This is a genomic window from Stutzerimonas sp. FeSN7 (genome assembly GCF_030263795.1).
Lineage (GTDB): Bacteria > Pseudomonadota > Gammaproteobacteria > Pseudomonadales > Pseudomonadaceae > Stutzerimonas > Stutzerimonas stutzeri.
The window spans coordinates 2721012-2747262 of record NZ_JARPMN010000001.1 but is presented as its reverse complement, the minus strand read 5'-3'; the positions used below and the strand labels follow the sequence as shown (position 1 = coordinate 2747262).

Here is a 26251-nt window from a genome sequence, read left to right as displayed (position 1 = left end):
ACGCCGGCCCGCGAGCACGCCAAGCATTGAGGGGAGTAACGAAGTGGCCCGACTGATCTATGTGATGGATCCCATGTGCTCGTGGTGCTGGGGCTTCGCTCCCGTGCTGCAGGGGCTTGCCGAGCAGGCCGCGGAGCAAGGCGTGCCGCTCGTGCTGAGGGTCGGCGGCCTGCGCCGAGAACAGGTCGCGATGGATGAGGCCGGGCGCTCGCGCACGCTGTCCTACTGGCAGGCCGTGCACGCTGCCACCGGCCAGTCATTCGACTTCGACACGGGGCTGCCGGCCGGATTGATCTACGACACCGAACCCGCCTGCCGAGCCCTGGTCGCCGCGCGCGGGCTCGAGGAAAGCCGGGTCTGGCCGCTGTCGCTGCTGATCCAGCAGGCCTTCTACCAGCAGGGGCGTGATGTCACGCAAGCCGCGCTGCTGGTGGAGCTGGCCGAGGCGGCCGGGCTCTCCCGCGAGCGCTTCGCCGAGCGCTATTACGACCCGGCCACCAAGGCCGAAACGTCAGCGGATTTCAGCTGGGTCGAGAATCTTGGTATCGCCGGGTTCCCGACCTTGCTCGCCGAGCACCAGGGCCAGCTGGCCTTGCTCACCAATGGCTACCAGCCTCTGACGGTGCTGGCTCCATTCCTGGGCCGCTGGCTGGAGCACAACGCGCATGCCTGACCAGCTCAGTTGGGCGGAGATTCGCCGCCTTGCGCTGCACCACCGCAAGGCCTTGATTCTGGCCAATCTGGTCGCGGTTCTGGCCACGCTCTGCAGCGTGCCGATCCCCTTGCTGTTGCCGCTGCTGGTAGACGAAGTGCTGCTCGGCACCGGCGACGCGGCGCTGCGCGTGATGGATCGCTTTCTGCCCGCCAGCTGGGAAAGTGCGGCCGGCTACATCGGCCTGATGCTTGGCATGACCCTGCTGCTGCGGGCCTCGGCGCTCGTGTTCAACGTCCTGCAGGCACGGCTGTTCGCCCGGCTTTCGAAGGACATCGTCTACCGCATTCGCGTGCGGTTGATCGAGCGCCTCAAGCGCATTGCCCTTGGCGAGTACGAGAGCCTTGGCGGCGGTACGGTCGCGACCCATCTGGTCACCGATCTGGAGACCATCGACAAATTCATCGGTGACACCCTCAGCCGTCTGCTGGTGGCGGTGCTATCGATCATCGGCACAGCGGCGATCCTGGTCTGGATGCACTGGCAGCTGGCGCTGCTGATCCTGCTCTTCAACCCGCTGGTGATCTACGCCACCGTGCAGCTGGGCAAGCGGGTGAAGCACCTGAAGAAGCTGGAGAACGACAGCACCTCGCGCTTCACCCAGGCGCTTACCGAAACCCTCGATGCGATACAGGAAGTGCGTGCCGGCAACCGCCAGGGATTCTTCCTCGGTCGACTGGGGCTACGCGCGCGGGAGGTCCGCGATTACGCCGTCGCTTCGCAATGGAAGACCGACGCCTCCAACCGCGCCAGCGGTCTGCTGTTCCAGTTCGGCATCGACGTGTTCCGTGCCGCGGCGATGCTGACCGTGCTGTTTTCCGACCTGTCGATCGGCCAGATGCTCGCGGTATTCAGCTACCTGTGGTTCATGATCGGCCCGGTGGAGCAACTGCTGAGCCTGCAGTACGCGTTCTACGCGGCCGGCGGGGCGCTGGGGCGGATCAATCAGCTGCTGGCGCGAGCCGACGAGCCGCAATATGTCGGCGGTCGCAACCCATTCGCCGATCAGGCGACGGTGGCGATCGATGTGCGCGACCTGCGCTTCGCCTACCAGGACGAAGCGGTCCTCGAGGGGTTGAACCTGAGCATCGCGCCGGGGGAAAAGGTCGCGATCGTCGGCGCCAGCGGCGGTGGCAAGAGCACCCTGGTGCAGCTGCTGCTGGGGCTTTACCAGCCGCAATCGGGGCAGATTCGGTTCGGCGGCGTTCCGCTCGAGGAAATCGGCTTGGCTACGGTGCGCGACAATGTGGCGGTCGTGCTGCAGCATCCGGCGCTGTTCAATGACAGCGTGCGTGCCAACCTCACCATGGGGCGCGAGCGGGACGATGAGGCGTGCTGGCGGGCGCTGGAGATCGCCCAACTGGCCGATACCATTCGCCAGCTGCCGAACGGGCTCGACAGTATCGTCGGGCGCTCCGGTGTGCGACTGTCCGGCGGTCAGCGGCAGCGGCTGGCCGTGGCGCGCATGGTGCTCGCCGAACCCAAGGTGGTGATCCTGGATGAAGCGACCTCGGCCCTCGATGCCGCGACCGAGTACGCCTTGCATCAGGGATTGAATCGGTTCCTCCGCGACCGCACCACCTTGATCATCGCCCATCGCCTGTCAGCGGTGAAACAGGCCGATCGAGTGCTGGTGTTCGACGGTGGGCGCATCGCCGAGGATGGTGATCATCAGCAACTGATCGCTGAGGGCGGGCTTTATGCGCGCCTGTATGGGCATCTGCAGCACTAGATTGCCCCACGCAGTACCGGACCATCGCCGTTTCGCCTGCCGGTGATTGTTTCGCCGCCCCGAGCCAGGCGGCGACCGCCAGTCTTAAGGCGTCAAAAATATCCTGACGCCACACTCAACTATTAGTAATCTCTGCCGACTTCCCGAGCGTGCCCCTTTTTGTGGAACCTTTCTGATGGAACCAGTGCAGAACCTATTCACCAATCTTTCAGTTGCCAAAAAGCTTATCTGCGGCTTCGGTCTGGTACTGCTGCTCACGCTGGGCGTCGCGGCGACCGGCTTCGTTGCGGTCGACGAGATTCTGGGTCGGGCGCAACAGATCGAGCAGCTGTCCAGCGTCAATGCGTCGATTCTTGCGGCGCGCGGCGCAGAGCGTGACTACGCGCTGACACGTCAGCAGGCCTCGGCCGACGCGCTGCACACATCGCTACAGCGACTCGGTTCCGAGCTGACCGGCCTGGCCGCCACTTCGAGCACGCAGGAGCGTGCCTACCTGACGCGAATCCAGCAGGCCGCCGACGAGTACGGCCGACAGTTCGACCGCTACATGCAGCTGATCGAACGCGGCATGGCGCTGCGCACGCGCATGCAGGATGCCGCGCAGGTCAGCCGCGAAGAGTTCGAGTTCATCGAGCTGGACATGTACGACGCCGTGCGCGTGCTGCGCCTGGAGGGGGATCGCCTCAAGGGCAGCGACCCGCTGACGGTGGCCGAGGCGACCTCGGGCCTGACCAAGCAGATTCTCGACATGCGGACCCAGGAAAATCTGTTTGTGGCCAACAGTTCCGATGCGGCCGCCAAGAGCTGGAGCGAGCTGCACGCCAACGTGGTTGCCATCGGCAGCAATCTGAAGATCTGGCTGAACGACGATCAGCAGGCCTCCATGGACAAGGCGCTGGTGGAGCTGGAGCACTATCGCAGCGCATTCGACGAATTCCGCCAGAATCGCGCCGAGCGAATCGCCCTGGAAGGCTCGATGGCGCAACAGTCCGAGGTGGTGATCGCCGCTGCGAACGAGGCGCTGGACAACGCGAGCAATGCCATGCAGCAACAGCGCCGCAGCAGCTACCTGCTGCTCGGTGTGATCGGTTCGCTGGCGATCTTCGTTGGCCTGCTGGCTGCCACGATGATCTCGCGGATGATCGTCGGCCCCCTGCGCACCACCGTCCAGCAAGCGCAGCGCGTCGCCAGCGGCGACCTCACGCACTCCCAGCCCAGCTCGCGCCGTGACGAAGTGGGGCAGTTGCAGGACGCCATGCATGGCATGACGCAAAGCCTGCGCAACCTGATCGGTCGCATCGGCGGTGGCGTCAGCCAGATCGCCGCGGCAGCCGACCAGCTTTCCGCCGTGACCGCGCAGACCAGTGCCGGCGTTCAGACCCAGCGGGTGGAAACCGAGCAGGTCGCCACTGCCATGCATGAAATGGCGGCCACGGTGCAGGAAGTCGCACGCAACGCCGAGCAGGCCTCCATCGCCGCGCGTCAGGCGGATCAGCAGGCGCGCCAGGGGGATCGGGTGGTGCAGGACGCCGTGGGGCAGATCGGCCATCTGGCCGGTGAGGTGGATCAGTCCGCCCATGCGATCGAGGCGCTGCACGCCGAAAGCGGGCGGATCGGCAGCGTGCTCGAAGTCATTCGCGCGGTTGCCGAGCAGACCAACCTGCTGGCGCTCAACGCGGCCATCGAGGCGGCCCGTGCCGGCGAGCAGGGCCGCGGTTTCGCCGTGGTGGCCGACGAGGTGCGGGCTCTGGCGCGCCGTACCCATGATTCCACCGAGGAAATCGAAGGGCTGATCGCCAATCTGCAGCGGGTTGCACAGCAGGCCGTCGAGCAGATGCAGAGCAGCCGCAGCCTCACTCAGCGCACCGTCGACCTGGCCAACGAGGCTGGCGTCGCGCTGGGTCGGATCACCGAATCGGTGTCTACCATCGAGCAGATGAACCAGCAGATCGCCGCGGCAGCCGAGCAGCAGAGCGCGGTAGCCGAGAACATTTCCGAAAGCGTGACGCGCGTGCGTGATATCGGCGATCAGAGCGCCAGTGCCACAGAACAGACCGCCGGTGCCAGCGCCGAGCTGGCTCGCCTGGGCGTGGAGCTGCAGGAGCTGGTCCGCCAGTTCCGTACCTGACGGCGCGTGGCAGACGCGGCTCGCGCGCGAGCCGCGTTATCTGATCGTCTTGCCGTTCAGCTCGGCCGCCCAGGCGGCCAAGGGCAGCGCGGGTTCCTGCTGCCAGATGCGCTGCCAGATGCTCTCCAGGCGGCGCATATTGCCCCGATTGGCCGGCAGGCGTTCGGGGCGTTCCACCAGCTGCCAGCCCTCGGCGCTGCGTTCGGCCAGAGGAAAACGAAACGGATGGAAGCCGGTCATGCCCAGCCGCAGATCGGTCACCAGCAATTGGTCGCCGTCCACGTCGTAGCGCAGTACATCGCCGCTGAACCAGCGCAGCCGTTCATGCTGAGGAGAGCCGTCCAGCGCATCGGCCAGGTGGGCATTGCGTGGCAGGCGCACCAGCACCGGTGGCGCGTCGTCCCACCAGCTCACCAGCGTCTCGTAGTAGTGCTCGCCATCTACCAGAATCACCCGCCAGAGCAGGCTGTTGAACGGCGTCGGTGTGCTGAACATCCGCTCGACCTCGATGCCCTGGCGGGTGATGCTGGCCTGCACGCGCTGTTCGGCCATCTGCTTGCCGGCAAGGGTGAAACCCAGGTAGCAAGTGGTCAGCACCAGCGCGTAAGCGGGCCATCGGGCCGTGCGGCCATGCAAGCCGAACAGCGCGCCGGCCAGCACCGCGATCAGCAGCGGCACGCTGTAGAGCGGGTCGATGATGAAGATGCTGGACCAGGCGATCGGTGGGGTGGTCAGCGGCCATAGCAGCTGGGTGCCATAGCTGGTGAAGGCGTCCAGCAACACATGGGTGACCAGCACCAGCCAGACGGTGAGGAACAGTCGGGTGCCGGAGTATCGCTCATCGGGGCGGAAGCGCCTGATCAGCCAGGTCAGCAACACGGCCACGATGCTGAGGACGAACAGCGAATGGCTGAAGCCGCGGTGATAGGTCATGTTGGCGACTGCATCGCCGTAGTCGATGACCACGTCGAGGTCGGGCAGGGTGCCGAGCACGGCGCCGTAGGCGAGCGCCTTGCGGCCTTGCCAGCGTCCGAGCATCGCGCCCTGTACGCTGGCGCCGAGTAAGGCCTGGGTGATCGAGTCCATGTGCAGATCCCTGGGGGCGGGGAAATTACCTTAGCCGAAGCGCCGGCGGCACCTGATCGGCAAATTTCGAAAAAGTATGTCGTGGTTCGGCACGGCGTAGGACAATCGCCAGCTCAATCGTCCATGGCGCACTCCATGCTGGAAATTTCCAATACCGTGCAGCTGCCGGATGCCGAGATCGAATTGACCGCGATACGCGCCCAGGGTGCCGGCGGGCAGAACGTCAACAAGGTGTCCAGCGCGTTGCACCTGCGTTTCGACATCCGGGGCTCGTCACTGCCGGCGTTCTACAAAGAACGTTTGCTGGCGCTGCGCGACAGCCGCATCACTGCGGAGGGTGTGGTCGTCATCAAGGCGCAGCGCTATCGCACTCAGGAACAGAACCGCCTCGATGCGCTCGAGCGGCTGGCGGAGCTGATTCGCAGCGTCGGCAAGGTGGAGAAAGCCCGCCGCCCGACCAAACCGACCCTCGGCTCGAAGACGCGCCGGCTCGAAGGCAAGAGCCGGCGAGGCGCGATCAAGGCGGGGCGAGGTCGGATCGACTACTGAGGTCAGGTGCCGGTGCGCACGTCGGGCGTTGCCTCGGGGGGCGGCACGTCATCCAGCTCGACTTCGTTGGCCGGCTCATGCTTGGCGGCGTCTTCCGGCGTGTCGGGCATCAACTCCATGACGGTGGGGCTGGTGCGCAGGATCGGCGTGAAGTGGCCGTGCGGCTCGGTCACCAGATCGAACACCTTGCGCGGCCGGTAGAAGGCATAGAACGCCAGTACGCCCAGGCCCACCGCGAAGAACAGCGGCAGGGCGATGGGCCCGACCAGATGCATCAGGCCGCCGGCTGCCACCGGGCCCAGCGCGGCGCCGAAGCCGTTGGCCAATAGCAGGCCGCTGGAGCCGGAAAGGATCTCGTCGGGATTGAGCTGATCGACCATCTGCGCGACGGCGATGGAATAGATGGAAAATGCCAGACCACCCCAGACGAACATCAGCCCCAGCAGCAGCGGGCTGGCCATCAGAGGTGCCACGGCAAGCGCGAGAACGGCCGCCAGCGCCACTACCCAGAGCAGCACGGTGCGTCGCTCGTGCTTGTCGGAAAACAGCCCGATCGGCCACTGCAGCACGGCCCCGCCCAGAATGGTGACACTCATCAGCAGCCCCACGCCTGCCGCATCGAAGCCGATCTCGCTGGCATACACCGGTGCCAGGCCCCAGAAGCCACCCAGCACGAAACCCGAGATGCCGGCCGCCATCAGCGGCAGTGGGGCGATGCGCGCCAGCTGCAGCAGGTCGGTCGGCGGTATGTCGGGCAAGGTCGGCTGTGGCTGGCGGGTCAGGGTGATGGGCATCATCGCGCCGCCGATGAGGATGGTCGCCAGGGCAAACAGGGTGAATTCCATCGGGCTGTCGAGCCCAAGCAGTTGCTGAGCCGCCGCCAGCGCACCCAGGTTGACTGCCATGTACACGGCGAATACCTGGCCGCGTTTCTCGCCGCTCACCTGGGCGTTGAGCCAGCTCTCGATCACCATGTAGAGCGTGACCAGGGCGATACCGTAGACCAGGCGAAGGACCAGCCATACCCACGGATTGACGATCATCACGTGCAGTAGCACGGCGGTGGCGGCCACCGAGGCGTAGAAGGAGAACGTACGAATATGGCCGATGCGGCGAATCAGCGATGGCGCCAGCCAGGTGCCGATCAGGAACCCGGCGAAATAGCCGGACATCAGCAGGCCGACCATCCCCGTCGAGTAGCCTTCGGCCACACCGCGCAGGGTCAGGAGTGTGTTGAGTAGCCCGTGGCCGAGCAGCAGCAGAGCCACGCCGGCGAGCAGTGAACTGATGGGAGCGATCAAGGACGTCATGCGGTAACCCTAGGCAGCGAAGCCGGCGAAGGCAAGTCCAGGTACGTCGGGCGCTGGCCGATGGCGCCACCTAACTTGCTGATTTCAGAATAAATTCGCAATGGATGGCGAAATGGTGCGAGTCGGCGGCACCCCTGCGTTGTGCATTTGGCAGCGGACGGCATTCAGGATTCCCGCAACGTGGCGCACTGCAGGGGCTCGGCATGACGCACGGCCTGATTCAACGACCGCACGGCCTCGACCATCGCCTGGCGGTCGAGCGCGCCGCTCAGACTGATCGCTGCCTGGTCGACCACCGCCTGGGCGTGGCGCAGCAGCACTCGTTCGGTGTCAGCGTCCTTGGCGGCGTAGAGCAGGTTCTTGCAGGCTTGCAGCAGTGCTTGCAAAACCTGCAGGTCGTCCGCGCCGTAGCGGCGTTGAGGGCCGAAGGTCATCTGCAGCAGCTGGTGCAGGTTCAGTTCGCGGATGAATATCCGCGGTCGATCCTGGGCGTGAGCGACCTCATGGTCGGGCATCTCCATGCGCTCGGCCAGCAGCACGCTCAGCATGTCGATCGCCTTGATCGCGGTTCCCGGGTCGTTGATACCCGGGCTCAGCGCGCGCACGGCGATCTCGACGATCTGCTTGAAGCCGAAGAAGAAGTGTCGGTGCGCATACTCCTCGACGTAGAAATCGAAACAATCGAGCAGACGGTTCGTGCAGTCATCGTCGAGTTCACGGTCGATGCGCATCAGCGGGTGCCCGGGCATGACGAAGAAGCCGTAATGCACTTGCACCGTCATGCGCGCGTCGTGCTCGTCGAGAACGTCGTGGGCGGCTGTGACATTCAGCGCCTTGAAGTACCCCGAGCGCCGCGCCCGCACGACGGACCACTGCGCGTCGTCCGGCCAAGCCGGGCCATGGCTGTCTTGCAGCTGACGACGGCGTGTGCGCAGCTGAGCGAGAGTCTGTTTGTAGACGCGGTTGAGGATGAAATCGACCTGGATGGAGAGCGAAATGGAACGGATGAAGTAGACGAAAAGGCAAAGGCAGATGACTGCGAGCCCCAGCGCCAGGAAGATGCCCAGGCTCGGTACGTTAATGTCGTCGCCTTCCTGAATGGTCGAGATCAGCATCAGTGAATTGATGATGGTGCCGAGGTAAACGCCCAGCACGACCTGATGGCTGCGACTGCTGATCAGCCCCGGGATCACCCGCGGTGACAGCGACGACGCGGCCGAGTTGAGCACCACCATGACCATCGAGAAGCTGAACACCATCAGCGAGATGATGCCCGCCACCAGCGTGCCGAGGATCAGACGGGCGTTGTCGGCGTTCTTCACCAGCCCCAGATCGAGGTCTTCCTTGTAAGGCTGCAGCCAGGTCATCTCCAGGACGATGGTGACGACGCACAGGCTGGCGAGGCCGACCGCGATCAGAGTCGGGTAGAAGGCGATGCTACCGGTGACGCGGTGATACAGGCGAAACAGCCTGTTGGTGACTGCGGACATTGGGGCTCCCTGCGATGGTCCGCCGAAGCGGGGCTACCCGCCTTTCGGCAGCATCGGGGGCGTAACGTTCGCTCAGGCCTTGTCACCGGGAACCAGGGTCGCGATCAGCGCGCGCACGCTGCCGGGCAGGGCGTCCAGCTCACGGACCAGAATGCTGCGTTCGCGCACTGCCCAGGGTTCGTCCAGTGTCACCAGCGCGAGCTGCATGGTGCGGCTGTGTCGGCGCGCTGCCGACTCGGGGATGATGCCGATGCCCACACCGGCCTCGATCATCCGGCAGACCGCCTCGAAGCTGGAGACCTGGATGCGCAGGGAGAGCTGGCCGCCGAGTTTTTCCACCTGATCGCGCAGGAATGTCAGCAGGGTGCTGCCCTCGTGCAGGCCGATGTGCTGATAGGCCAGGGTCTGGCGCAGCGTGACCTGTGCTTCCCCGGCCAGCGGATGGCCGACCGGTACCGCCAGCAGCAGGCGGTCGGTGCTGAAGTGCAATACCTGCAGCCCTTCGGCCTGCACCGGGCCCGCGATGATGCCCATGTCGGTGCTGCCGTCCAGCACACCACGCACGATGTCGCGGCTCAGGCGCTCCTGCAGGTCCACCGTGACGCCGGGGCGCTCGGCGAGAAATCCGGCCAGCACCTCCGGGAGGAATTCGGTTACGGCCGTGGTATTGGCGAAGATGCGGATGTGACCGGCCGAGTCGGTGCCGTATTCGGCGAACTCGCTTTTCAGATAGTCCACCTGGCGCATGATCAGCCGCGCATGCTGCAGCAGCTTGTGGCCGGCCGGCGTCAGCTCCACCCCGCGGCTGTCGCGGTAGAGCAGGCGGCTGTCGAACTGGGCTTCCAGCGCCTTGATGCGTGCACTGGCGGCTGCCGGTGAGAGGTGCGCGCGGCGCGCGCCCTGGGTCAGGCTGGGGGACTCGGCGATATGGATGAACAGGCGCAGATCGGCCAGATCGAAATGCATGAGGCGCCTCGGCTTGGGTCGGGCGTTCAGCTTAGCCGAACGCTGGTGTCGGTAAATACAAATTCTCGGAACGCCGGCTTCGTAGCATCCTGCGGCAAAACAAGACAACAGCGGAACCCGACGATGACCGATACCTCTGCCTGGATTGGCCGCAGCGAAGAAGTCCACGACCAGCTCAGCCGCAACCTGCTGATGCGCATCGCCGCGACCTTCGGTGAAAGCACTCCCGCCCATGGCGAAGCGCTGCCGCCTTTGTGGCAATGGTGCTTCTTCCAGGACCCGATTGCCGAAAACGGGCTGGGCGAGGACGGCCACCCGGCGCGCGGTGGCTTCCTGCCGCCGGCGGACAACCGCAACCGGATGTGGGCCGGTGGCCGCGTCGAATTCTTCCGCCCGCTGGAAGCGGGTGGCGAGGCCCGGCGGGTATCGACCATCAAGCACATCGAGGAGAAGCATGGCCGCACCGGTGCGTTGCTGTTCGTTACCGTGCAGCACGACTACCTGCAGGACGGCCGCCTGGCCATCCGCGAGGAGCAGGACATCGTCTACCGCGAGCCGAGCCCGCCGAAGACCAGCAGTGGCGAACCCATGGTCGCCGGAGGCTGGCGCGAGGCGGTCACACCGACGCCGACGTTGCTGTTCCGTTATTCGGCGGTCACCTTCAACGGCCATCGCATCCATTACGACTGGCCCTACGTCACCGAGACCGAAGGCTATGCCGGCCTGGTCGTTCACGGCCCGCTGATCGCCACGCTCAACCTGCGCGCCTTCTGCCGCGCCAATCCCGACGCCCGCCTGCGCCGCTTCGCCTACCGCGGCCTGCGCCCGCTGATCGCGCCGCAGCCGTTCGAGGTCGGCGGCCGCATCGTCGCGCCGGGCAAGGCCGAACTCTGGGCCGGCGACCACAACGGCCTGGCGCAGAAAGCCGAAGTGGAATTCGACTGAATCGTAGGGTGGATCACGGCGCAGCCTTATCCACCGTTGAGGCCGCGTGCCGCACAAGCGAGAAACCGAGATGACCCCGAACAAGACCGAAGAACTGAGCTTCATCCGCGAAGGCGTGCGCGCCCTCTGTGCCGAATTTCCCGCCGAATACTGGCGCAGGATCGATGAGGAAAAGGGCTTTCCGGAAGCCTTCGTCACCGCCATGACCGAGGCCGGCTGGCTCTCGGCGATGATCCCGGAAGAATACGGCGGCTCCGGCCTGGGCCTGGCCGAGGCCTCGGTGATCCTTGAGGAGGTCAACCGTTGCGGCGGCAACTCCGGGACCATTCACGGGCAGATGTACAACATGTTCACCCTGCTCAGAAACGGCAGCGAGGAGCAGAAACGCTACTACCTGCCGAAGCTGGCGAGCGGCGAGCTGCGCCTGCAGTCCATGGGCGTCACCGAGCCGACCACCGGCACCGACACCACCAAGATCAAGACCACCGCCGTGCGCCAGGGCGACAAGTACGTCATCAACGGGCAAAAGGTGTGGATCTCGCGCATCCAGCATTCCGACCTGATGATCCTGCTGGCACGCACCACGCCGCTGGCCGAGGTGCAGCGCAAGTCCGAGGGCATGTCGATTTTCCTCGTCGACCTGCGCGAGGCCATCGGCAACGGCCTGACCGTGCAGCCGATCGCCAACATGGTCAACCACGAGACCAACGAGCTGTTCTTCGACAACCTGAAAATCCCCGCCAGCAGCCTGATTGGCGAGGAGGGCAAGGGCTTTCGCTACATCCTTGACGGCCTGAATGCCGAGCGCACGCTGATCGCCGCCGAGTGCATCGGCGATGGCCGCTGGTTCGTCGAGAAGTCCGCGCAGTACGCCCGCGATCGCGTGGTATTCGGCCGGCCCATCGGCCAGAACCAGGGCGTGCAGTTCCCCATCGCCGAAGCGCATATCGAGATCGAGGCCGCCGACCTGATGCGCTGGCGCGCCTGCGAGGAATACGACGCCGGTCGCAATGCCGGGGCGGCCGCCAACATGGCCAAGTACCTGGCAGCGAAGGCCAGCTGGGAGGCGGCCAATGCCTGCCTGCAGACCCACGGCGGCTTCGGCTTCGCCAACGAATACGACGTCGAACGCAAGTTCCGCGAGACGCGGCTGTACCAGGTGGCGCCGATCTCCACCAACCTGATCCTGTCGTACGTGGCCGAGCACTTGCTCGAGCTGCCGCGTTCGTTCTAACGGAGCCAGACGTAGGGTGGAAAACGGCGAAGCCTTTTCCACGCGTATCGAACAGGCGACACAGGGGGTGGAAATGCTTCGCGGTTTCCACCCTACGAAAAAGGGAAGTGCGTCATGAATATCAGCCATCTCGACCACCTGGTGCTGACCGTCGCCGACCTCGAGGCAACGATCGACTTCTACACCCGCGTGCTCGGCATGCAGGCGGTGACCTTCGGCGAAGGGCGCAAGGCGCTGGCCTTCGGCAACCAGAAGATCAACCTGCACCAGGCCGGGCGCGAATTCGAACCCAAGGCCGAGCGGCCGACCCCGGGTTCGGCGGACCTCTGCTTCATCGTTGCCACACCGCTGGCCGAGGTGATCGCACACCTCCAGGCGCAGCAGGTCGCCATCGTCGAAGGTCCGGTGCAACGCACCGGCGCGACCGGACCGATCCGCTCGGTGTACCTGCGCGACCCCGACCAGAACCTCATCGAACTGTCCAATCCGTTAGAGAATCCGCTGGAGCCCAACGCATGAGCCAGCACACCCGTGCCCTGACCGAATTCCTCTCCGGGCTCGCCTACGAGCAGATCCCCGAACCGGTGCTCGCCCGCACCGAAGACCTCTTTCTCGACTGGCTCGGCTCGGCCCTGGCCAGCGCCGGCGCGCAACCGATTCCGCTGTTCGAGCGTTACGCGCAGAAGATGGGTCCGGCCGACGGGCCGGCGCGCATTCTGGTCAACGGCCAGAGCAGCTCGGCCTATTTCGCCGCGCTGGTGAATGCCGCCAGCTCGCATCTGGTGGAGCAGGACGACCTGCACAACAGCTCCGTGCTGCACCCCGCCACCGTGGTGTTTCCCGCGGCGCTGGCGGCGGCGCAGGATCTCGGCAAGTCCGGCCGCGAGCTGCTGGTGGCCTCGGTGGCCGGCTACGAGGCGGGCATCCGCATCGGCGAGTTCCTCGGCCGCTCGCATTACCGCATCTTCCACACCACCGCGACGGTCGGCACCCTGGCCGCGGCGGTGGCCGTTGGCAAGCTGATGGAGTTCGACCAGCAGCAGTTCACCCATCTGCTTGGCAGCGCCGGTACGCAAGCGGCGGGGCTGTGGGAGTTTCTCCGTGACGCGGCGGACTCCAAGCAGCTGCACACCGCCAAGGCGGCTGCCGATGGCCTGCTCGCCGCCTACCTGACCGCCGATGGCCTGACCGGCGCGCAAGACATCCTCGAAGGCGAGCAGGGCATGGCGGCGGGCATGTCCCGCGATGCCGAGCCGAGCAAGCTGTCCGACCGGCTCGGCACGCGCTGGGCGCTGGCGGAAACCTCGTTCAAGTTCCACGCCTCTTGCCGGCATACCCACCCGGCGGCCGATGCGCTGCTGGCGCTGATGCAGCGCGAAGGGCTCGGGGCCGATGACATCGCCTCGGTCACCACCCGCGTGCACCAGGGCGCGATCGACGTGCTCGGCCGCGTGACGGTGCCGCAGACGGTGCATCAAGCCAAATTCTCCATGGGCACCGTGCTGGGGCTGATCGCCCTGTACGGCAAGGCCGGCCTGACCGAATTCCACAGCCATGCGCTCAGCGACCCGCGCGTCGGCGAGTTCCGCGAGAAGGTCTCGATGACGCTCGATCCCAAGGTGGACGGCGCCTACCCGGCACGCTGGCTCGGTCGCGTCGAAGTGACCACCACCGATGGCCGCACGCTGCACGGCGCCATCGACGAGCCCAAGGGCGACCCGGGCAACACGCTGAGTCGCGCCGAGCTGGAGAACAAGTTCCGCCGCCTGGTGCAGTTCTCCGCGGCGCGCAGCGATGACCAGGCGGGCGCGCTGATCGATACGGTCTGGCGCCTGCGCGAGCTGCAGCGGCTGGACGCATTGGCCTGAACTGAATCGTAGGGTGGATGACGGCGAAGCCTTATCCACCAATGTGGCGCCAGAGCCCCAGGGGCTGGAACAAACGCGTGGAAATGGCTTCGGCGATTTCCACCCTACGCCGAAATTGCAGGAACCGAACATGAACGACACCCAAGTCAAACCCCGCCCACTCGATGGCATCACCGTGGTCAGCCTCGAGCACGCCATCGCCGCGCCGTTCTGCACGCGCCAGCTGGCCGACCTCGGCGCACGGGTGATCAAGATCGAGCGGCCCGGTGCCGGCGACTTCGCCCGCGGCTACGACGAGCGGGTCGACGGCCTGGCCTCGCATTTCGTCTGGACCAACCGCTCGAAGGAAAGCCTGAGCCTGGACGTGAAACAGGACGCCGCCGCCCGGGTACTCGACCAGCTCTTGGCCAAGGCTGACGTGCTGGTGCAGAACCTGGCTCCGGGCGCCGCCGCGCGCATGGGGTTGTCCTTCGAGGCGCTGCACGAGCGCTTTCCGCGGCTGATCGTCTGCGACATTTCCGGCTACGGCGAGGGCGGCCCCTACGAGCAGAAGAAGGCCTATGACCTGCTGATCCAGAGCGAGGGCGGCTTTCTCTCCGTCACCGGTGGGCCGGGTGAAACCGAGATGGCCAAGGCCGGCTGCTCCATCGCCGATATCGCCGCGGGCATGTACGCCTACACCGGCGTGCTTTCGGCGCTGATGCTGCGCGACAAGACGGGCGAGGGCAGCCGCGTCGACGTTTCCATGCTCGAAAGCCTGGTGGAGTGGATGGGCTACCCGTTGTATTACGCCTACAAGGGCGCGACGCCGCCGCCGCGTGCCGGCGCCGCCCACGCCACTATCTACCCCTACGGCCCGTTCCCCACTGGTGACGGCGGCACGGTGATGCTCGGCCTGCAGAACGAGCGTGAGTGGCTGGCGTTCTGCGACAAGGTGCTGCTCCAGCCGGAGCTGGCGCAGGACGAGCGCTTCTCCAGCAACGCCCGGCGTTCGGAGCATCGCACCGAATTGCGTGCACTTATCGTCGAAGCGTTCAGCCACCTGAGCGCCGAAGAGGTGATCGCCCGGCTGGATGCCGCGCCCATCGCCAATGCCCATGTCAACGACATGGCCGGTGTCTGGGCGCATCCGCAGCTGGAGGCCCGCCAACGCTGGAGCGAGGTGGACAGCCCGGCCGGTCGCTTGCCTGCGCTGCTGCCGCCGGGACGCAACAGCGCCTTCGCCCCGCGCATGGACCCGATCCCCGCCTTGGGCCAGCACACCGACAGCCTGCTGGCCGAGCTGGGTTACGCCCCCGGCGACATTCAGCGCTTGCACGAGCAGGGCGCGGTATGAGCGTGCCCAGGAGCCAGCCCATGAACTCATCGATCATCCGTAGCGCGCTGTTCGTCCCGGCGACCCGCCCGGAACGCATCCCCAAGGCGCTGGCGAGCGGCGCCGACGCGGTCATCGTCGACCTCGAGGATGCGGTCGCGGAGAACCTTAAGGCAGAGGCGAGGGGCAACCTCGATGCCTTCCTGGCTGCCAACCCGGCGGCGCGCCTGCTGGTGCGCATCAACGCGCCAACCCATGCCGAGCAGGCCGCGGACCTGGCGCTCTGTGCCCGTCATGCCGGCGTCGCCGGCGTGCTGCTGCCAAAGGTCGAAAGCGCGGTGCAGGTTGCGCTGGCGGCCAGCTGCGGCAAGCCGGTCTGGCCAATCGTCGAAAGTGCCCGCGGGCTGGCCAATCTGGCGGAAATTGCCGACGCCCAGGGTGTCGAGCGGCTGTCCTTCGGCGCGCTGGACCTGGGCCTCGATCTCGGCCTGGCCAATGGCACCACCGGCGCCGAGCGCATGCTTGACCAGGCACGCTATGCGCTGCTGCTGCAGTCGCGATTGGCCGGGCTGGCAGCACCGCTGGACAGCGTCTTTCCCGACATCAAGAACCTCGAAGGCCTCGCCCGTGCCGCTGCCGACGCGCGTGACATGGGCTTTGGCGGCCTGCTGTGCATCCACCCGAGCCAGGTGGCCGTGGTGCACGAAACCCTGATGCCCAGTGCCGCGGAACTGGACTGGGCGCAACGCCTCCTCGCCGCCGGAGCTTCCGGCGATGGGGTTTTCGTGGTGGACGGACAGATGGTCGACGCCCCCGTCATCGGCCGTGCCCGCCGCCTGCTGCAACGTGCCGGGCAAGCGGTGCCCTGACCGCAACGCTTGCCCGCGAAACGTACCAACCGACAAAAACAAGAGGGTACTTCCATGCTGAGTAACAAGCTCAAGGCACTCGCCTGCGCGCTTTCTTTCACCGTCGCCGGGTTGGTGCATGCCGCCGACCCCGTGACCATCAAATTCGCCCATGTGGTGGCGGACAACACACCGAAGGGGCAGGGCGCCCTGCTGTTCAAGAAACTCGCCGAGGAACGCCTGCCGGGCAAGGTGAAGGTCGAGGTGTATCCGAACTCCTCGCTGTTCGGCGACGGTAAGGAAATGGAGGCCCTGCTGCTCGGTGACGTGCACATGCTGGCGCCCTCGCTGGCCAAGTTCGAGCACTACGCCAAGGCCATCCAGATCTATGACCTGCCGTTCCTGTTCGACGACCTGGCGGCAGCCGATCGTTTCCAGAGCGGCCCGCAGGGCAAGGCGCTGCTGCGCGCGATGGAGGACAAGAACATCACCGGTCTGGCCTACTGGCACAACGGAATGAAGCAGCTTTCGGCGAACAAGCCGCTGCGCGAGCCGAAGGATGCCCGCGGGCTGAAGTTCCGCGTGCAGGCCTCGGCAGTGCTCGACGAGCAGTTCAAGGCGGTGCGCGCCAACCCCCGCAAGATGAGCTTCGCCGAGGTCTACCAGGGCTTGCAGACCGGCGTGGTCAACGGCACCGAGAACACCTGGTCGAACTATGAAAGCCAGAAGGTGCACGAGGCCCAGCCTTACATGACCGCCTCCGACCACGGCCTGATCGACTACATGGTGATTACCAACACCAAGTTTTGGAACGGCCTGCCGGAAGACGTGCGCGGCGAGCTGGAAACGATCATGGAAGAGGTCACCGCTGAGGTGAACCGCCAGGCCGACGACCTTAACCAGCAGGCGCGCCAGGCCATCGCCGCCTCCGGCAAGACCGAAATCATCGAACTGACCCCCGAGCAACGCGCCCAGTGGCGCGAGGCGATGAAACCGGTGTGGAAGAAGTTCGAGAATGAGATCGGCGCCGAGCTGATCGAAGCGGCGCAGGCGGCCAACCGCTCCTGAGCCTCCAGAGGCACCAAGCGGCGGAGAACGAACGGGCCTGTCCGATGTGACCGGCCCGTTTTTTTTGGTTCTTCGCGGACTCTGGGGGAAGAGCGAGTTGACAGTCAGGGAAGCAGGTAAATTGGCAGTCGCCAAACACACCCTTCACCTGTCCCTGCTGTCGCCGTGCATCCTATTGATCTTGCCTCGTTCTGGCCAGGCTATGACGTCGTTGCCTGCCGTTCATCTGCCAACAACTCCCTTCTGATTGAGCTTGAGCCTCAAGCCGGTTCAGTGCCCAGGTGCGGGCGTTGTGGTCAGCTCAGCCCGTTGATTCACGAGCGCCGGATTCGTCTGGTGCGTGATCGCGATCTGTTCGATCAGCGCGTCCTGCTTCAACTACCCGTGCGCCGAGTCGATTGCCTGAACTGTGGTCGGGTGACCGAGCGGATCGACTGGCTGGAGCCTGCATCTCGCCTGACCCGGCGGTTACGGGTCTGGCTCGAAAGCCTGCTGCGGCTGCTGCCGATCAGCCACGTCAGCCGGCTCACCGGCCTGCACTGGCACACCCTCAAGACGCTCGATAAACGACGCCTGGAAGCCGAGGTAGGCACCTTCGATTCAAGCGGTGTCCGCCGGTTGGTGATGGACGAGTTCGCCCTGCACAAGGGGCATCGCTATGCCACGGTCATCATGGATGCCGAGCGAACACGGGTGCTGTGGGTCGGCCACGGCAACAGCCGTGAGGCGATCCGCCCGTTCTTTGAATTGCTCGGCGAGCACTGCCAGCAGATTGAGGCGGTGGCCATGGACATGAACACGGCTTTCGGCCTGGAGGTAAAGCAACATTGCCCGCAGGCCGAAGTGGTGTACGACCTGTTTCACGTCGTCGCGCGCTACGGCCGGGATGTGATCGACCGTATCCGGGTCGACCAGGCCAACCTCCTGCGCGAAGACAAGCCGGCACGAAAGGCGGTCAAGCAGAGTCGTTGGCTGCTGCTGCGAAATCGCGACAACCTGAAGGACGGACAGGCCGTGCAGCTACAGGAACTGCTCGCAGCGAACCAGCCGCTGGCTACGGTCTATGTACTCAAGGATGCCTTGAAGGATGTCTGGTACGCCCCCAGCGTACGAGAGGGTTGGCGACGCTGGCGAACCTGGCTGCGACATGCTCGCGAGAGCGGCCTCGCGCCGCTGCAACGCTTCGCTCGCAACCTGCGCAAATACGCCCGAGGCATCCTTGCCAGTGCTCACTTCCACATGCATACCAGCGTCCTTGAGGGTGTTAACAACCGCATCAAGGTGATCAAGCGCATGGCCTATGGATTTCGGGACTCGGAATACTTCTTTCTGAAAATCAAGGCCGCCTTCCCCGGGAAAGCGCGATGAACCTTTTTTTATGCCTGAAACCAGGCTTATGCTGACCGACCAAAGCGCGCAAGGAGACGCCGGCATGAACCGTTACGCCACGGTCAGCACACCCGTGCTGGATATCGCTTATCTCGAATGGAACCCCCGCGGCCAGCAGGTGGCCGTGCTCGTGCACGGCTGGCCGGATTGCCCCGCAGGCTGGGAGCCCGTGGCCGAGCGCCTGGCCGCAGCTGGCTACCGGGTACTCTGCCCGACGCTGCGCGGCTTCGGCCAGACACGCTTTCGCGATGCGCTGACCCCACGCAGCGGTCAGCTCGCCGCGCTGGGGCGCGACCTGCTGGATTTCGTCGACGCATTGCGCCTCGACCAGCCGGTGCTGGTCGGCCATGACTGGGGGGCGCGGGCGGTGGCCAATGCCTGCGGGCTGCGCCATCACGCGGCGGCACGGCTGGTAATGCTCGCGGTGGGTTACGGCACCAATGACCCGAACCAGCACATCTCGCTCAGCCAGGCGCGCAACTACTGGTACCACTGGTACATGGCCACCCCGCGCGGCGAGCAGACGGTAGTTGAGGATCGCGCGGCCTTCACGCGGCTGCTGTGGGATACCTGGTCACCGGCCGGCTGGTACGCCGAGGCGGATTTCATCCAGGCGCTGGAGGCGTTCGACAACCCGGACTGGGCTGCCGTGGTACTGCACTCCTACCGCCACCGCTGGGGCTTCGTCGACGGCGATCCTGCCTATGCATCGGACGAGGCGCTGCTGCAACCGGCCCCGGTGCTCGCCGTGCCGACGCTGGTGCTGCACGGCGAGGCCGATACCTGCAACGCACCGGAAACCTCGGCCGGGCGTGAGGCCTTGTTCAGCGGCCCATACCACCGACAGCTATTGCCGGGCGTCGGCCACTTCCCCCAGCGCGAAGCGCCGCAGGCGGTGGCCGAGGCGATTTTGCATTTCTGTCAGGGGGATTGAGCCGTTGCTAGATGCTACGAACTGAGAGAACTTGTTTTTCCGGGCTGCAAAAACTGTCGTCGGCTTTGCTTGACCTGTCGGTTTGTCTCCGCGGAAGACGGTTTGGGGATATCGACAGCTTATCTAGCGGCAATGGTTGAGAGTGTCCGTAAGGTCGCAGGATGGGCAATGTTGGTTGCACGGATTTCATACCTCGTTGGGCTGGTGTATAAACACTCTGCCTTCCTAGAGAGGCTCGAGCTAGAGGCTTGAAAAGGTGAATGGAAACCTATCAACCACTCCCCTTCGTCAGCTATGCACCGACTGGTGCCTAATATAGCTATGCACCATTGGTGACTATTCATAGTGTGCGGCTACGAAGTTATCGGCATGGTGGAGAAAAAAGAATAGCAGGAGATTTTGATGCGACGGCGATGGGGTACACCTGAAGAACAAATCAAGAAGCTCGAGCAGGAACTATGTTCGGCCCGATACGCGATTGTGGACTTGGCGCCAGTTGCTTACCGACAAGTTTTAACTAGCTACTACCACTGCAGTGATCGGTCTGAGTCTTACCATTGGTTAGATTCGGTGGTTGAACAAATAATAGAAACAGTGGAGGCACTGCCAGACGAGAAGGGGGCGTTCTTTGGGGCTCGGGCCTATTGTCCGCTGTGTGGCGAAGGAACTTCTTCCGCCTATGAAAGAGGGTATGCTTTGCCTGAAGGGCTGCGTAGGCACCTAACGGGCTGGGGCAAATCTCAGATATGTGTGGTAACGGAAACCGCGCATAAGCTCGCGCTCGATCACTTTCATGACGAATTCAGCGCGGCTGAAGAGGCACAGAAGCTAGAGCAGCAAAAAATAAAAAATGAGCGAATGCAGCGCGAAATTTTGATTCGAACTGGTCCGACAAGCAAACCAGAGCTGTTGGGCGAAACCGGATATTTTGGCGAACCGCGCAAGCCAAGTGATTGGGTAAAGGCAGAGTCGCGTTTAGTTGAGCTCGGATTTCAAATGTCAGAAGAGGAGCGCGTGAGGCAATATGTACTCGATGCCGAAGAGTACGGAGTTTATGCAGATCCTCGAAGCAACAAGGAAATAGAATTTCGCGTCTATCGAAAGCCATTTCCGAAGTACGTCTCGCGGACACGCGTTCGCGCATGTTCCCGGTTCGTGATCAAAGATTCTTGGAAGAATGATATCCAGGGTAAGTTCCAAGCAAGGTTGGAAAAGGCGTTAACCGAACTGTGAGTGCTGTAGGGGAAGTTTGACTCGCCGGCCATTTTGCTGTCACGAAAAATTTGTCGCCTCGAACACTCCTGAGTTCAAGCGTTAGGTTTCTCTAGCAGATACGGAGTTGTCCGCGATGAAGGAAGACATCGGCTTACCGAAAATATATATTGAAAAAATAAAAAACAGCTACAGTCTTCATTGGGACTACCAATCAAGCGAAGCCAGCAATATTTTTTTTCAAAAGAAGGAATATCTTGATGGGTATATCGACGGAATTATTAATGCTCTAGCTAATTCTGAAACTAAAATTTTGTGTGCTTCTGGAGTAACAGGAATAATTCATAATTTGACTAGCGAGGCAGCTTTAAAGCTTGAAAAGCTTATCTCCGAACTGTTACACCCACTGGTGAAGAGAGAACACGAGAGGCTAGTCAAATACAATAATCTCCCGCATATCAAAATTGAGCGTGAGAAAAGTGGCATCTGAAAATGCGCTCAAAGCGCTTACTCAGTTGGCTGAGGCCGGCGAAGCCGGCCCCTTAGCTTAATCGTTAGATCGCTTGGAAAAGCATATGCCCCCATCGTCACAAAACGACCGCTCGTTGATGCCTTTGCTGATCACCAGCATGGCCGTTGTTGCTCCACTTCTCTTTATACTTGGGTTGGTAGTCGGCAACCACCTCCAAGGAAACGCAAGCCTCACCGCGGACTCAATCTCTTCATGGTTGTCTGCAATTGCAACTGTCGCTATTGCAATCTTGACATTCGTACTCGCAAAGGAAACCTGGTATTTGCGAGAGGCGCAGGTTCGACAACTTGAAGAGCTGAAGCGCGAGAATATTCGGCCTAGTATCGGAATTCAGCTTGATAGCAGCCCCGTCGGGATCCACTTCATAGATGCAAGAGTCACCAATTCCGGTAAAGGCATAGCAAAGAAGGTCCGCTTTGCCTTTAAGGACCGGTCGGGGGCAGCACTGCCTCCTGACAACGATCCCGTCACAGAAAAGTTCCTAAAACTTTCGATGTTCAGCAAAGGAATAGAGACAATCGGTATTGGTCAAACAATGTCTAGCTTTGTCTTCAGTTTCCTCGATCTGGGCAAAGAACTGGAAGGCAATATATTTGAACCGTACCTCAACATCGTCATCGACTTCGAAGATGTTGAGGGCAACAAATATCAGAACACATTCGAAATTGACTTTGCACAGTACGAAGGCGTGAGTCACCTAGGCGGTGCAGATGCTCTGCACAAGATTTCGGATGAGATGAAGAGGATTCGAGAACTACTCGGAAAGGTAGTAAAGACCTCGAGAAACAGACTTGAGGGAGACACTGCATAAATAGCCAGCCGCCCCCACCCTTGGCACACTGAGCCCCCTCAACCAGCCCCCTCCATGAGCTTTGTTACGCGCGTGCAGAAGACCTTCTCCGAACTCGAATACACCGGCAAGAAAAAGCAGACTCGCCGAGATCGCTTCCTGGCTGACCTTGAACAGCTGGTGCCCTGGGCACAAGTGGAGGCGCAAGTGGCGCCGTTCTATAGCGACACCACAGGCAAGCGTGGACGCCCTGCGATTGGGTTGTCGCGCATGCTGCGCATGTATGTCGTGCAGCAGTGTTTCGGTCTCTCCGATGAAGGTACCGAAGATGCCGTCTACGACAGCCAGGCCATTCGTGGTTTCATCGGCATCGACCTGGGCCGTGAGTCGGCACCGGATGCCACTACCTTGTTGCGATTTCGCCGCTTGCTGGAAACCCATCAGCTAACGCGGGTGCTGTTTGAAACGATTAACCAGCATCTGGCCAGCCGGGGTCTGCTGCTCAAGGAAGGCACTATCGTCGACGCTACCCTGATCGCCGCGCCGCCCTCGGTCAAGAACCGAGAAGGTAAGCGTGATCCTGAGATGCATCAGGCCAAGAAAGGCAATCAATGGCACTTCGGGATGAAGGCCCACGTTGGTGTCGACGCCACATCGGGACTCGTGCACAGCGTGGTAGGGACTGCCGCCAACGTGGCGGATGTCACCCAGGTCGATCAGTTGCTGCACGGCGCCGAAACCTATGTTTCGGGTGACGCTGGATACACTGGTGCGGCCAAGCGACCGGAGCATGCTGAACGGGACGTTGTCTGGTCGATTGCAGCACGGCCAAGCAGTTACAAACATCACGGCAAAGACAGCGTGCTGTACCGAGTCAAGCGCAAAGTCGAATACGCCAAGGCGCAGCTGCGTGCCAAGGTCGAGCATCCCTTCCAGGTGATCAAGGTGCGCTTCAATCATCGTAAGGTTCGCTACCGTGGACTGGAAAAGAATACAGCGCAGTTGTTCAGTCTGTTTGGGTTGGCCAATCTGGTACTGGCCAAGCGGTATTTGCAACGGACGGCGGGATAAGTCCGTCCGAAAGGCGGGGCTGGCCCGCTAATCAGCAAAATCAGGGTAGAAATCGGCCCAAGAAACGCAGAATAAGGCCGGTAGGTTGAAAAAACCGGGTTGAAAAAGGGGGACGGTGAGAATTGGCTAATTGTTCAGCGTCTCCTTGAGGTGGATGTATTCAACGAAATCGATAGGCAGGTCGAGATCGAGCTGAATCGTAAACGTCTTGAAGAGGCCCGCAGCCAACATAGCGGTGGAGCGGCCTAACCATTCGATCAACCTGACTACCCAAAGCTGCGCTTTGGGTACCCTCCATGCCTCCGCATTCCGGCGGCAGGTTATTTCCAACGTAAGCGTTCATTCCAAGACATCCTGCCATCCCGCTGACTTCCGCCCTAGAGTGACCTCGCATTCAACAACGCGAGGTTATTTCCATGAGAAAACACCGCACCGCAGAACAGTGGCAAGTCCTAATCGGTCAGCAGCGTGACAGCGGCCTGTCGGCCACGCAGTTCTGCAAGGAGCACAAACTCGGTTATGCCAGCTTCTGTAGTTGGCGCAAGCGCCTGTTGAGTCAGCCGGTCGGTGAGGCTGCGGATTCTGGTTATGCCAGCTTCCTGGATCTGTCATCGCTGATGGATGACTCGGCCTCTCCCGGAAGCGGCTGGAATATCGTGCTGAGCCTGGGTAATGGTGTTGAGCTAAGGCTGAGCCAGATCAGATGATCGGTCTGGATAGCCAGGCCCGGATCTGGCTGTGCACCGAGCCCACGGATATGCGCAAATCCTTCCGGGGGCTGAGCGCTCTGGTCCGCAATCAACTCAAGCAAGATCCGCTCAGCGGGCAGTATTTTGTCTTCGTTAACCGTCGCAAGACCCAAATGAAGATGTTGTATTTCACGCCCACGGGCTACTGCCTGTGGGCCAAGCGACTGGAGCAGGGGCAGTTCCGGGTACGGCCGTCTTCTTCGGGACAGCGCCCCTTAAACCTGACTGATCTCCAGTTGCTGATTGACGGTATCGAGGTGCAAAAGTACCGTCAGTTCAAGCGTTTTCGGGGCACGTAGCGGGTTGTGTTCCGGTATAATATCGGCCATGAATTCAATGGCTTCCGCGTCCTATTCCAACGCCCCTTCCTACTCGGTACTGGCCGAGGAGAATGCCCTGTTGCGTGAGCAGCTACAGGTCATGCAGCGGCAGTTGGACTGGTTCAAGAAGCAGCTGTTCGGCCCCAAGTCCGAGAAGCAGGTGTATGACCTCCCGGAGCAGGGCGGCCTGTTCCAATCGAATGATGCGGCTAGCCCGGAGAAGCCTCTCGATGCGGAGAAACGCCCGGTTCGGGCTTATCAGCGAGGCACCGGAAAGAAACAGCGGGACGACGACTGCCTGAACGATACGGGTCTGCGTTTTACAGCGGACGTGCCAGTGGAAGTTGTTGAACACCTGCCGCCGGAGCTAAGCGGCCCCGACGCCGACCAGTACGACATCCTTGGCACCAAAACGACCTATCGGCTGGCCCAGCGGACGTCCAGTTACGTGGTGTTGCAAGTGGAACGCCCCGTATTTCGGCGCAAGGGCAGCGACAAGCCCGTGACCACGCCGGCCCCGTCCAACGTACTGGACAACAGCCTGGCCGACGTCAGCTTGTTGGCGGGTCTGATGGTCGACAAGTTCCAGTTTCACCTACCGCTGTATCGCCAACACCAACGCATCCAGCAAGCGGGTATTACCCTCAGCCGCAGCACCCTCACCAATCTGATCAAGCGATCTATTGATCTGCTGCGGCCGATCGTGGATGCCCAGACCGACAATGTTCTGCGCAGCCGGGTGTTGGCGATGGATGAGACGCCGATTAAAGCTGGCCACCAGGGTCGGGCAGGCCCACAAAAAGGCAAGATGAAATCCGGCTGGTTCTGGCCGTTATACGGCGATGCCGATGAAGTGGTGTTCACTTACTCGAACAGTCGAGGCCGAGCCCATATCGAGCAGGTACTGAACGAACAGTTCAGCGGAACTCTGATCAGTGACGGCTATGCTGCTTATGCCCGCTATGCCGCCGCACAGCAGAACATCATCCACGCGCAGTGCTGGGTGCACAGTCGTCGTTACTTCATTGAGGCGCAGAAGGACCACCCGATAACTGCCACCGAAGCCCTTCAGCAGATTGCCAAGCTATACACCAACGAAGAAGAGATCCGCGTCCAGCAACTGACCGGCGAAAAGAAACGCCAGTACCGGCTGCTCCACTCAAAGCCGGTGGTCAGCGACTTCTTCCAATGGTGCCGGGATCAACTGGCACAGGGCGGTCTGCTGCCCAGTGATTTATTGACCAAAGCACTGAACTACGTGCTCAGCCGTGAAGCCAGCCTGACCGTCTTCCTGGAAGACCCAGACGTCCAGCCAGACACCAACCACCTGGAACGGGCCCTGCGCCCCATTCCCATGGGACGCAAGAACTGGCTGTTCTGCTGGAGTGAACTCGGCGCGGAACACGTGGGCATCATCCAGAGCCTGATCACTACGTGCAAACTGCACGACATCAACCCGTACACCTATCTGGTGGACGTGCTGCAGCGCATCAGTCAGCACCCGGCCAGCAAGGTCGCTGACCTGACGCCTCGGCTCTGGAAGACCCGGTTCGCCGATAATCCGTTACGCTCGCTGATCGATCCGCGCCATTCTGATCGACAGACCGCACAGCCAAAGGGCACCCTCCATGCGCATTGAAGACATGAGCATCGATCAGCTATTGGAGCTGAACCGAATGATCTGCCGGCGCATTGATGAACTGCAAGATCAAGAAAACCTGCAGGCGCTGAGTCGGCTGCACGTGGGGCTGAAGGTGACCTTCGAAAGCCGAACTGGCTTGACTATGGGGATCGTCACCAAGATCAACCGCAAGAGCGTGATCGTCCTGGCCGAGAACGGCACGAAACAGTACAAGGTCTCACCGGAATTGCTAAGGCCCCTTCGGGACGTAAAGTAAGTCCAGTACGTCGTGGAATGAACGCTTACTTTCCAACGTTCCGCAGCAGAATCTGTCTGTTCCGACTGCCTCGCTGCTCTCATGGCGCCACACCGTCCAATAGGC

25 protein-coding genes and 1 pseudogene are annotated in these 26251 nt (G+C 62.6%); 21 read left to right on the top strand and 5 right to left on the bottom strand.

What is annotated here, in order from left to right; translation table 11 throughout:
- The first annotated feature begins 43 nt into the window (after positions 1-43).
- Entirely contained in the window at positions 44-673 is a 630-nt protein-coding gene (locus P5703_RS12840; RefSeq protein ID WP_279641746.1) for a DsbA family protein, read from the top strand.
- Here the strand turns inward: P5703_RS12840 and P5703_RS23945 are convergent.
- Positions 653-760, bottom strand: a pseudogene (locus P5703_RS23945) (hypothetical protein); the annotation flags it as partial. The gene P5703_RS12840 and the pseudogene P5703_RS23945 sit on opposite strands and share 21 nt — an antisense overlap.
- Between P5703_RS23945 and P5703_RS12835 the strand changes: the two are divergent.
- On the top strand, positions 726-2444 hold the full coding sequence (locus P5703_RS12835) for an ABC transporter ATP-binding protein (protein ID WP_352230423.1): 1719 nt from the start codon (positions 726-728) through the stop codon (positions 2442-2444). The pseudogene P5703_RS23945 and the gene P5703_RS12835 sit on opposite strands and share 35 nt — an antisense overlap.
- Positions 2445-2619: 175 nt before the next feature.
- On the top strand, positions 2620-4572 hold the full coding sequence (locus P5703_RS12830) for a methyl-accepting chemotaxis protein (protein WP_279641748.1): 1953 nt from the start codon (positions 2620-2622) through the stop codon (positions 4570-4572).
- A gap of 36 nt (positions 4573-4608) precedes the next feature.
- Here P5703_RS12830 and P5703_RS12825 read toward each other — a convergent pair whose 3' ends face one another.
- A complete protein-coding gene (locus tag P5703_RS12825) occupies positions 4609-5658 on the bottom strand; it encodes a metal-dependent hydrolase (RefSeq protein WP_279641749.1) in 1050 nt (349 codons plus the stop codon).
- Positions 5659-5793: 135 nt separating this feature from the next.
- Between P5703_RS12825 and arfB the strand changes: the two genes are divergently transcribed.
- On the top strand, positions 5794-6207 hold the full coding sequence (arfB, locus tag P5703_RS12820; protein ID WP_013982457.1) for an alternative ribosome rescue aminoacyl-tRNA hydrolase ArfB: 414 nt from the start codon (positions 5794-5796) through the stop codon (positions 6205-6207).
- Positions 6208-6209: 2 nt separating this feature from the next.
- Here the strand turns inward: arfB and P5703_RS12815 are convergent, their stop codons facing one another.
- The 3 genes from P5703_RS12815 to P5703_RS12805 form a co-directional block, all read right to left on the bottom strand.
- Complete coding sequence (locus P5703_RS12815) at positions 6210-7517, bottom strand: MFS transporter (RefSeq protein WP_011912848.1); 1308 nt, start codon at positions 7515-7517, stop codon at positions 6210-6212.
- Between the two features lie 164 nt (positions 7518-7681).
- Complete coding sequence (locus tag P5703_RS12810; protein WP_049325632.1) at positions 7682-9007, bottom strand: DUF2254 domain-containing protein; 1326 nt, start codon at positions 9005-9007, stop codon at positions 7682-7684.
- A gap of 72 nt (positions 9008-9079) precedes the next feature.
- Positions 9080-9973: a LysR family transcriptional regulator gene (locus P5703_RS12805; RefSeq protein ID WP_041755444.1), complete on the bottom strand. Its 894-nt coding sequence runs from the start codon at positions 9971-9973 to the stop codon at positions 9080-9082.
- A gap of 123 nt (positions 9974-10096) precedes the next feature.
- On the opposite strand from P5703_RS12805, the gene P5703_RS12800 reads away from it, so the two are divergent.
- The 17 genes from P5703_RS12800 to P5703_RS12720 all read left to right on the top strand — a co-directional run bounded on the left by P5703_RS12800 (position 10097) and on the right by P5703_RS12720 (position 26146).
- Entirely contained in the window at positions 10097-10918 is an 822-nt protein-coding gene (locus P5703_RS12800; protein ID WP_017245632.1) for an HTD2 family dehydratase, read from the top strand.
- Between the two features lie 70 nt (positions 10919-10988).
- Positions 10989-12152 (top strand): acyl-CoA dehydrogenase family protein, encoded by a 1164-nt coding sequence (locus tag P5703_RS12795; RefSeq protein ID WP_049325631.1) that lies wholly within the window; start codon positions 10989-10991, stop codon positions 12150-12152.
- A 114-nt stretch (positions 12153-12266) separates the two neighbouring features.
- Complete coding sequence (locus P5703_RS12790) at positions 12267-12671, top strand: VOC family protein (protein ID WP_014596401.1); 405 nt, start codon at positions 12267-12269, stop codon at positions 12669-12671.
- The gene (locus P5703_RS12785; RefSeq protein WP_279641751.1) at positions 12668-14020 is read left to right on the top strand and encodes an MmgE/PrpD family protein; all 1353 of its coding nucleotides are present in this window, start codon (positions 12668-12670) and stop codon (positions 14018-14020) included. The genes P5703_RS12790 and P5703_RS12785 overlap by 4 nt, the downstream gene beginning before the upstream one ends.
- A 130-nt stretch (positions 14021-14150) precedes the next feature.
- On the top strand, positions 14151-15356 hold the full coding sequence (locus P5703_RS12780; protein ID WP_279641752.1) for a CaiB/BaiF CoA transferase family protein: 1206 nt from the start codon (positions 14151-14153) through the stop codon (positions 15354-15356).
- Between the two features lie 20 nt (positions 15357-15376).
- A complete protein-coding gene (locus P5703_RS12775) occupies positions 15377-16204 on the top strand; it encodes an HpcH/HpaI aldolase/citrate lyase family protein (RefSeq protein ID WP_049325629.1) in 828 nt (275 codons plus the stop codon).
- Between the two features lie 54 nt (positions 16205-16258).
- Positions 16259-17251, top strand: coding sequence for a TRAP transporter substrate-binding protein (locus P5703_RS12770; protein WP_279641753.1), 993 nt, complete (start codon positions 16259-16261; stop codon positions 17249-17251).
- Positions 17252-17416: 165 nt separating this feature from the next.
- The gene (locus tag P5703_RS12765) at positions 17417-18619 is read left to right on the top strand and encodes an ISL3 family transposase (protein ID WP_285585726.1); all 1203 of its coding nucleotides are present in this window, start codon (positions 17417-17419) and stop codon (positions 18617-18619) included.
- A 64-nt stretch (positions 18620-18683) separates the two neighbouring features.
- Positions 18684-19574 (top strand): alpha/beta fold hydrolase, encoded by an 891-nt coding sequence (locus P5703_RS12760; protein WP_279641754.1) that lies wholly within the window; start codon positions 18684-18686, stop codon positions 19572-19574.
- A gap of 402 nt (positions 19575-19976) precedes the next feature.
- Positions 19977-20807 carry a hypothetical protein gene (locus tag P5703_RS12755; protein ID WP_279641755.1) on the top strand — a complete coding sequence of 277 codons (831 nt, stop codon included), beginning with the start codon at positions 19977-19979 and terminating at the stop codon, positions 20805-20807.
- A gap of 115 nt (positions 20808-20922) precedes the next feature.
- Positions 20923-21276, top strand: coding sequence for a hypothetical protein (locus P5703_RS12750; RefSeq protein WP_279641756.1), 354 nt, complete (start codon positions 20923-20925; stop codon positions 21274-21276).
- Between the two features lie 118 nt (positions 21277-21394).
- Complete coding sequence (locus P5703_RS12745; protein ID WP_279641757.1) at positions 21395-22129, top strand: DUF8453 domain-containing protein; 735 nt, start codon at positions 21395-21397, stop codon at positions 22127-22129.
- Positions 22130-22183: 54 nt separating this feature from the next.
- On the top strand, positions 22184-23179 hold the full coding sequence (locus tag P5703_RS12740; protein WP_003282265.1) for an IS5-like element ISPsp6 family transposase: 996 nt from the start codon (positions 22184-22186) through the stop codon (positions 23177-23179).
- Positions 23180-23595: 416 nt separating this feature from the next.
- Positions 23596-23886: an IS66 family insertion sequence element accessory protein TnpA gene (gene tnpA, locus P5703_RS12735; RefSeq protein ID WP_004423344.1), complete on the top strand. Its 291-nt coding sequence runs from the start codon at positions 23596-23598 to the stop codon at positions 23884-23886.
- Entirely contained in the window at positions 23883-24227 is a 345-nt protein-coding gene (gene tnpB, locus P5703_RS12730; protein WP_004423345.1) for an IS66 family insertion sequence element accessory protein TnpB, read from the top strand. The genes tnpA and tnpB overlap by 4 nt, the downstream gene beginning before the upstream one ends.
- A gap of 28 nt (positions 24228-24255) precedes the next feature.
- Positions 24256-25887, top strand: a complete 1632-nt coding sequence (gene tnpC, locus P5703_RS12725; protein WP_502989182.1) for an IS66 family transposase — start codon at positions 24256-24258, stop codon at positions 25885-25887.
- A complete protein-coding gene (locus tag P5703_RS12720; RefSeq protein ID WP_003458515.1) occupies positions 25877-26146 on the top strand; it encodes a hypothetical protein in 270 nt (89 codons plus the stop codon). The genes tnpC and P5703_RS12720 overlap by 11 nt, the downstream gene beginning before the upstream one ends.
- Positions 26147-26251 lie beyond the last annotated feature (105 nt).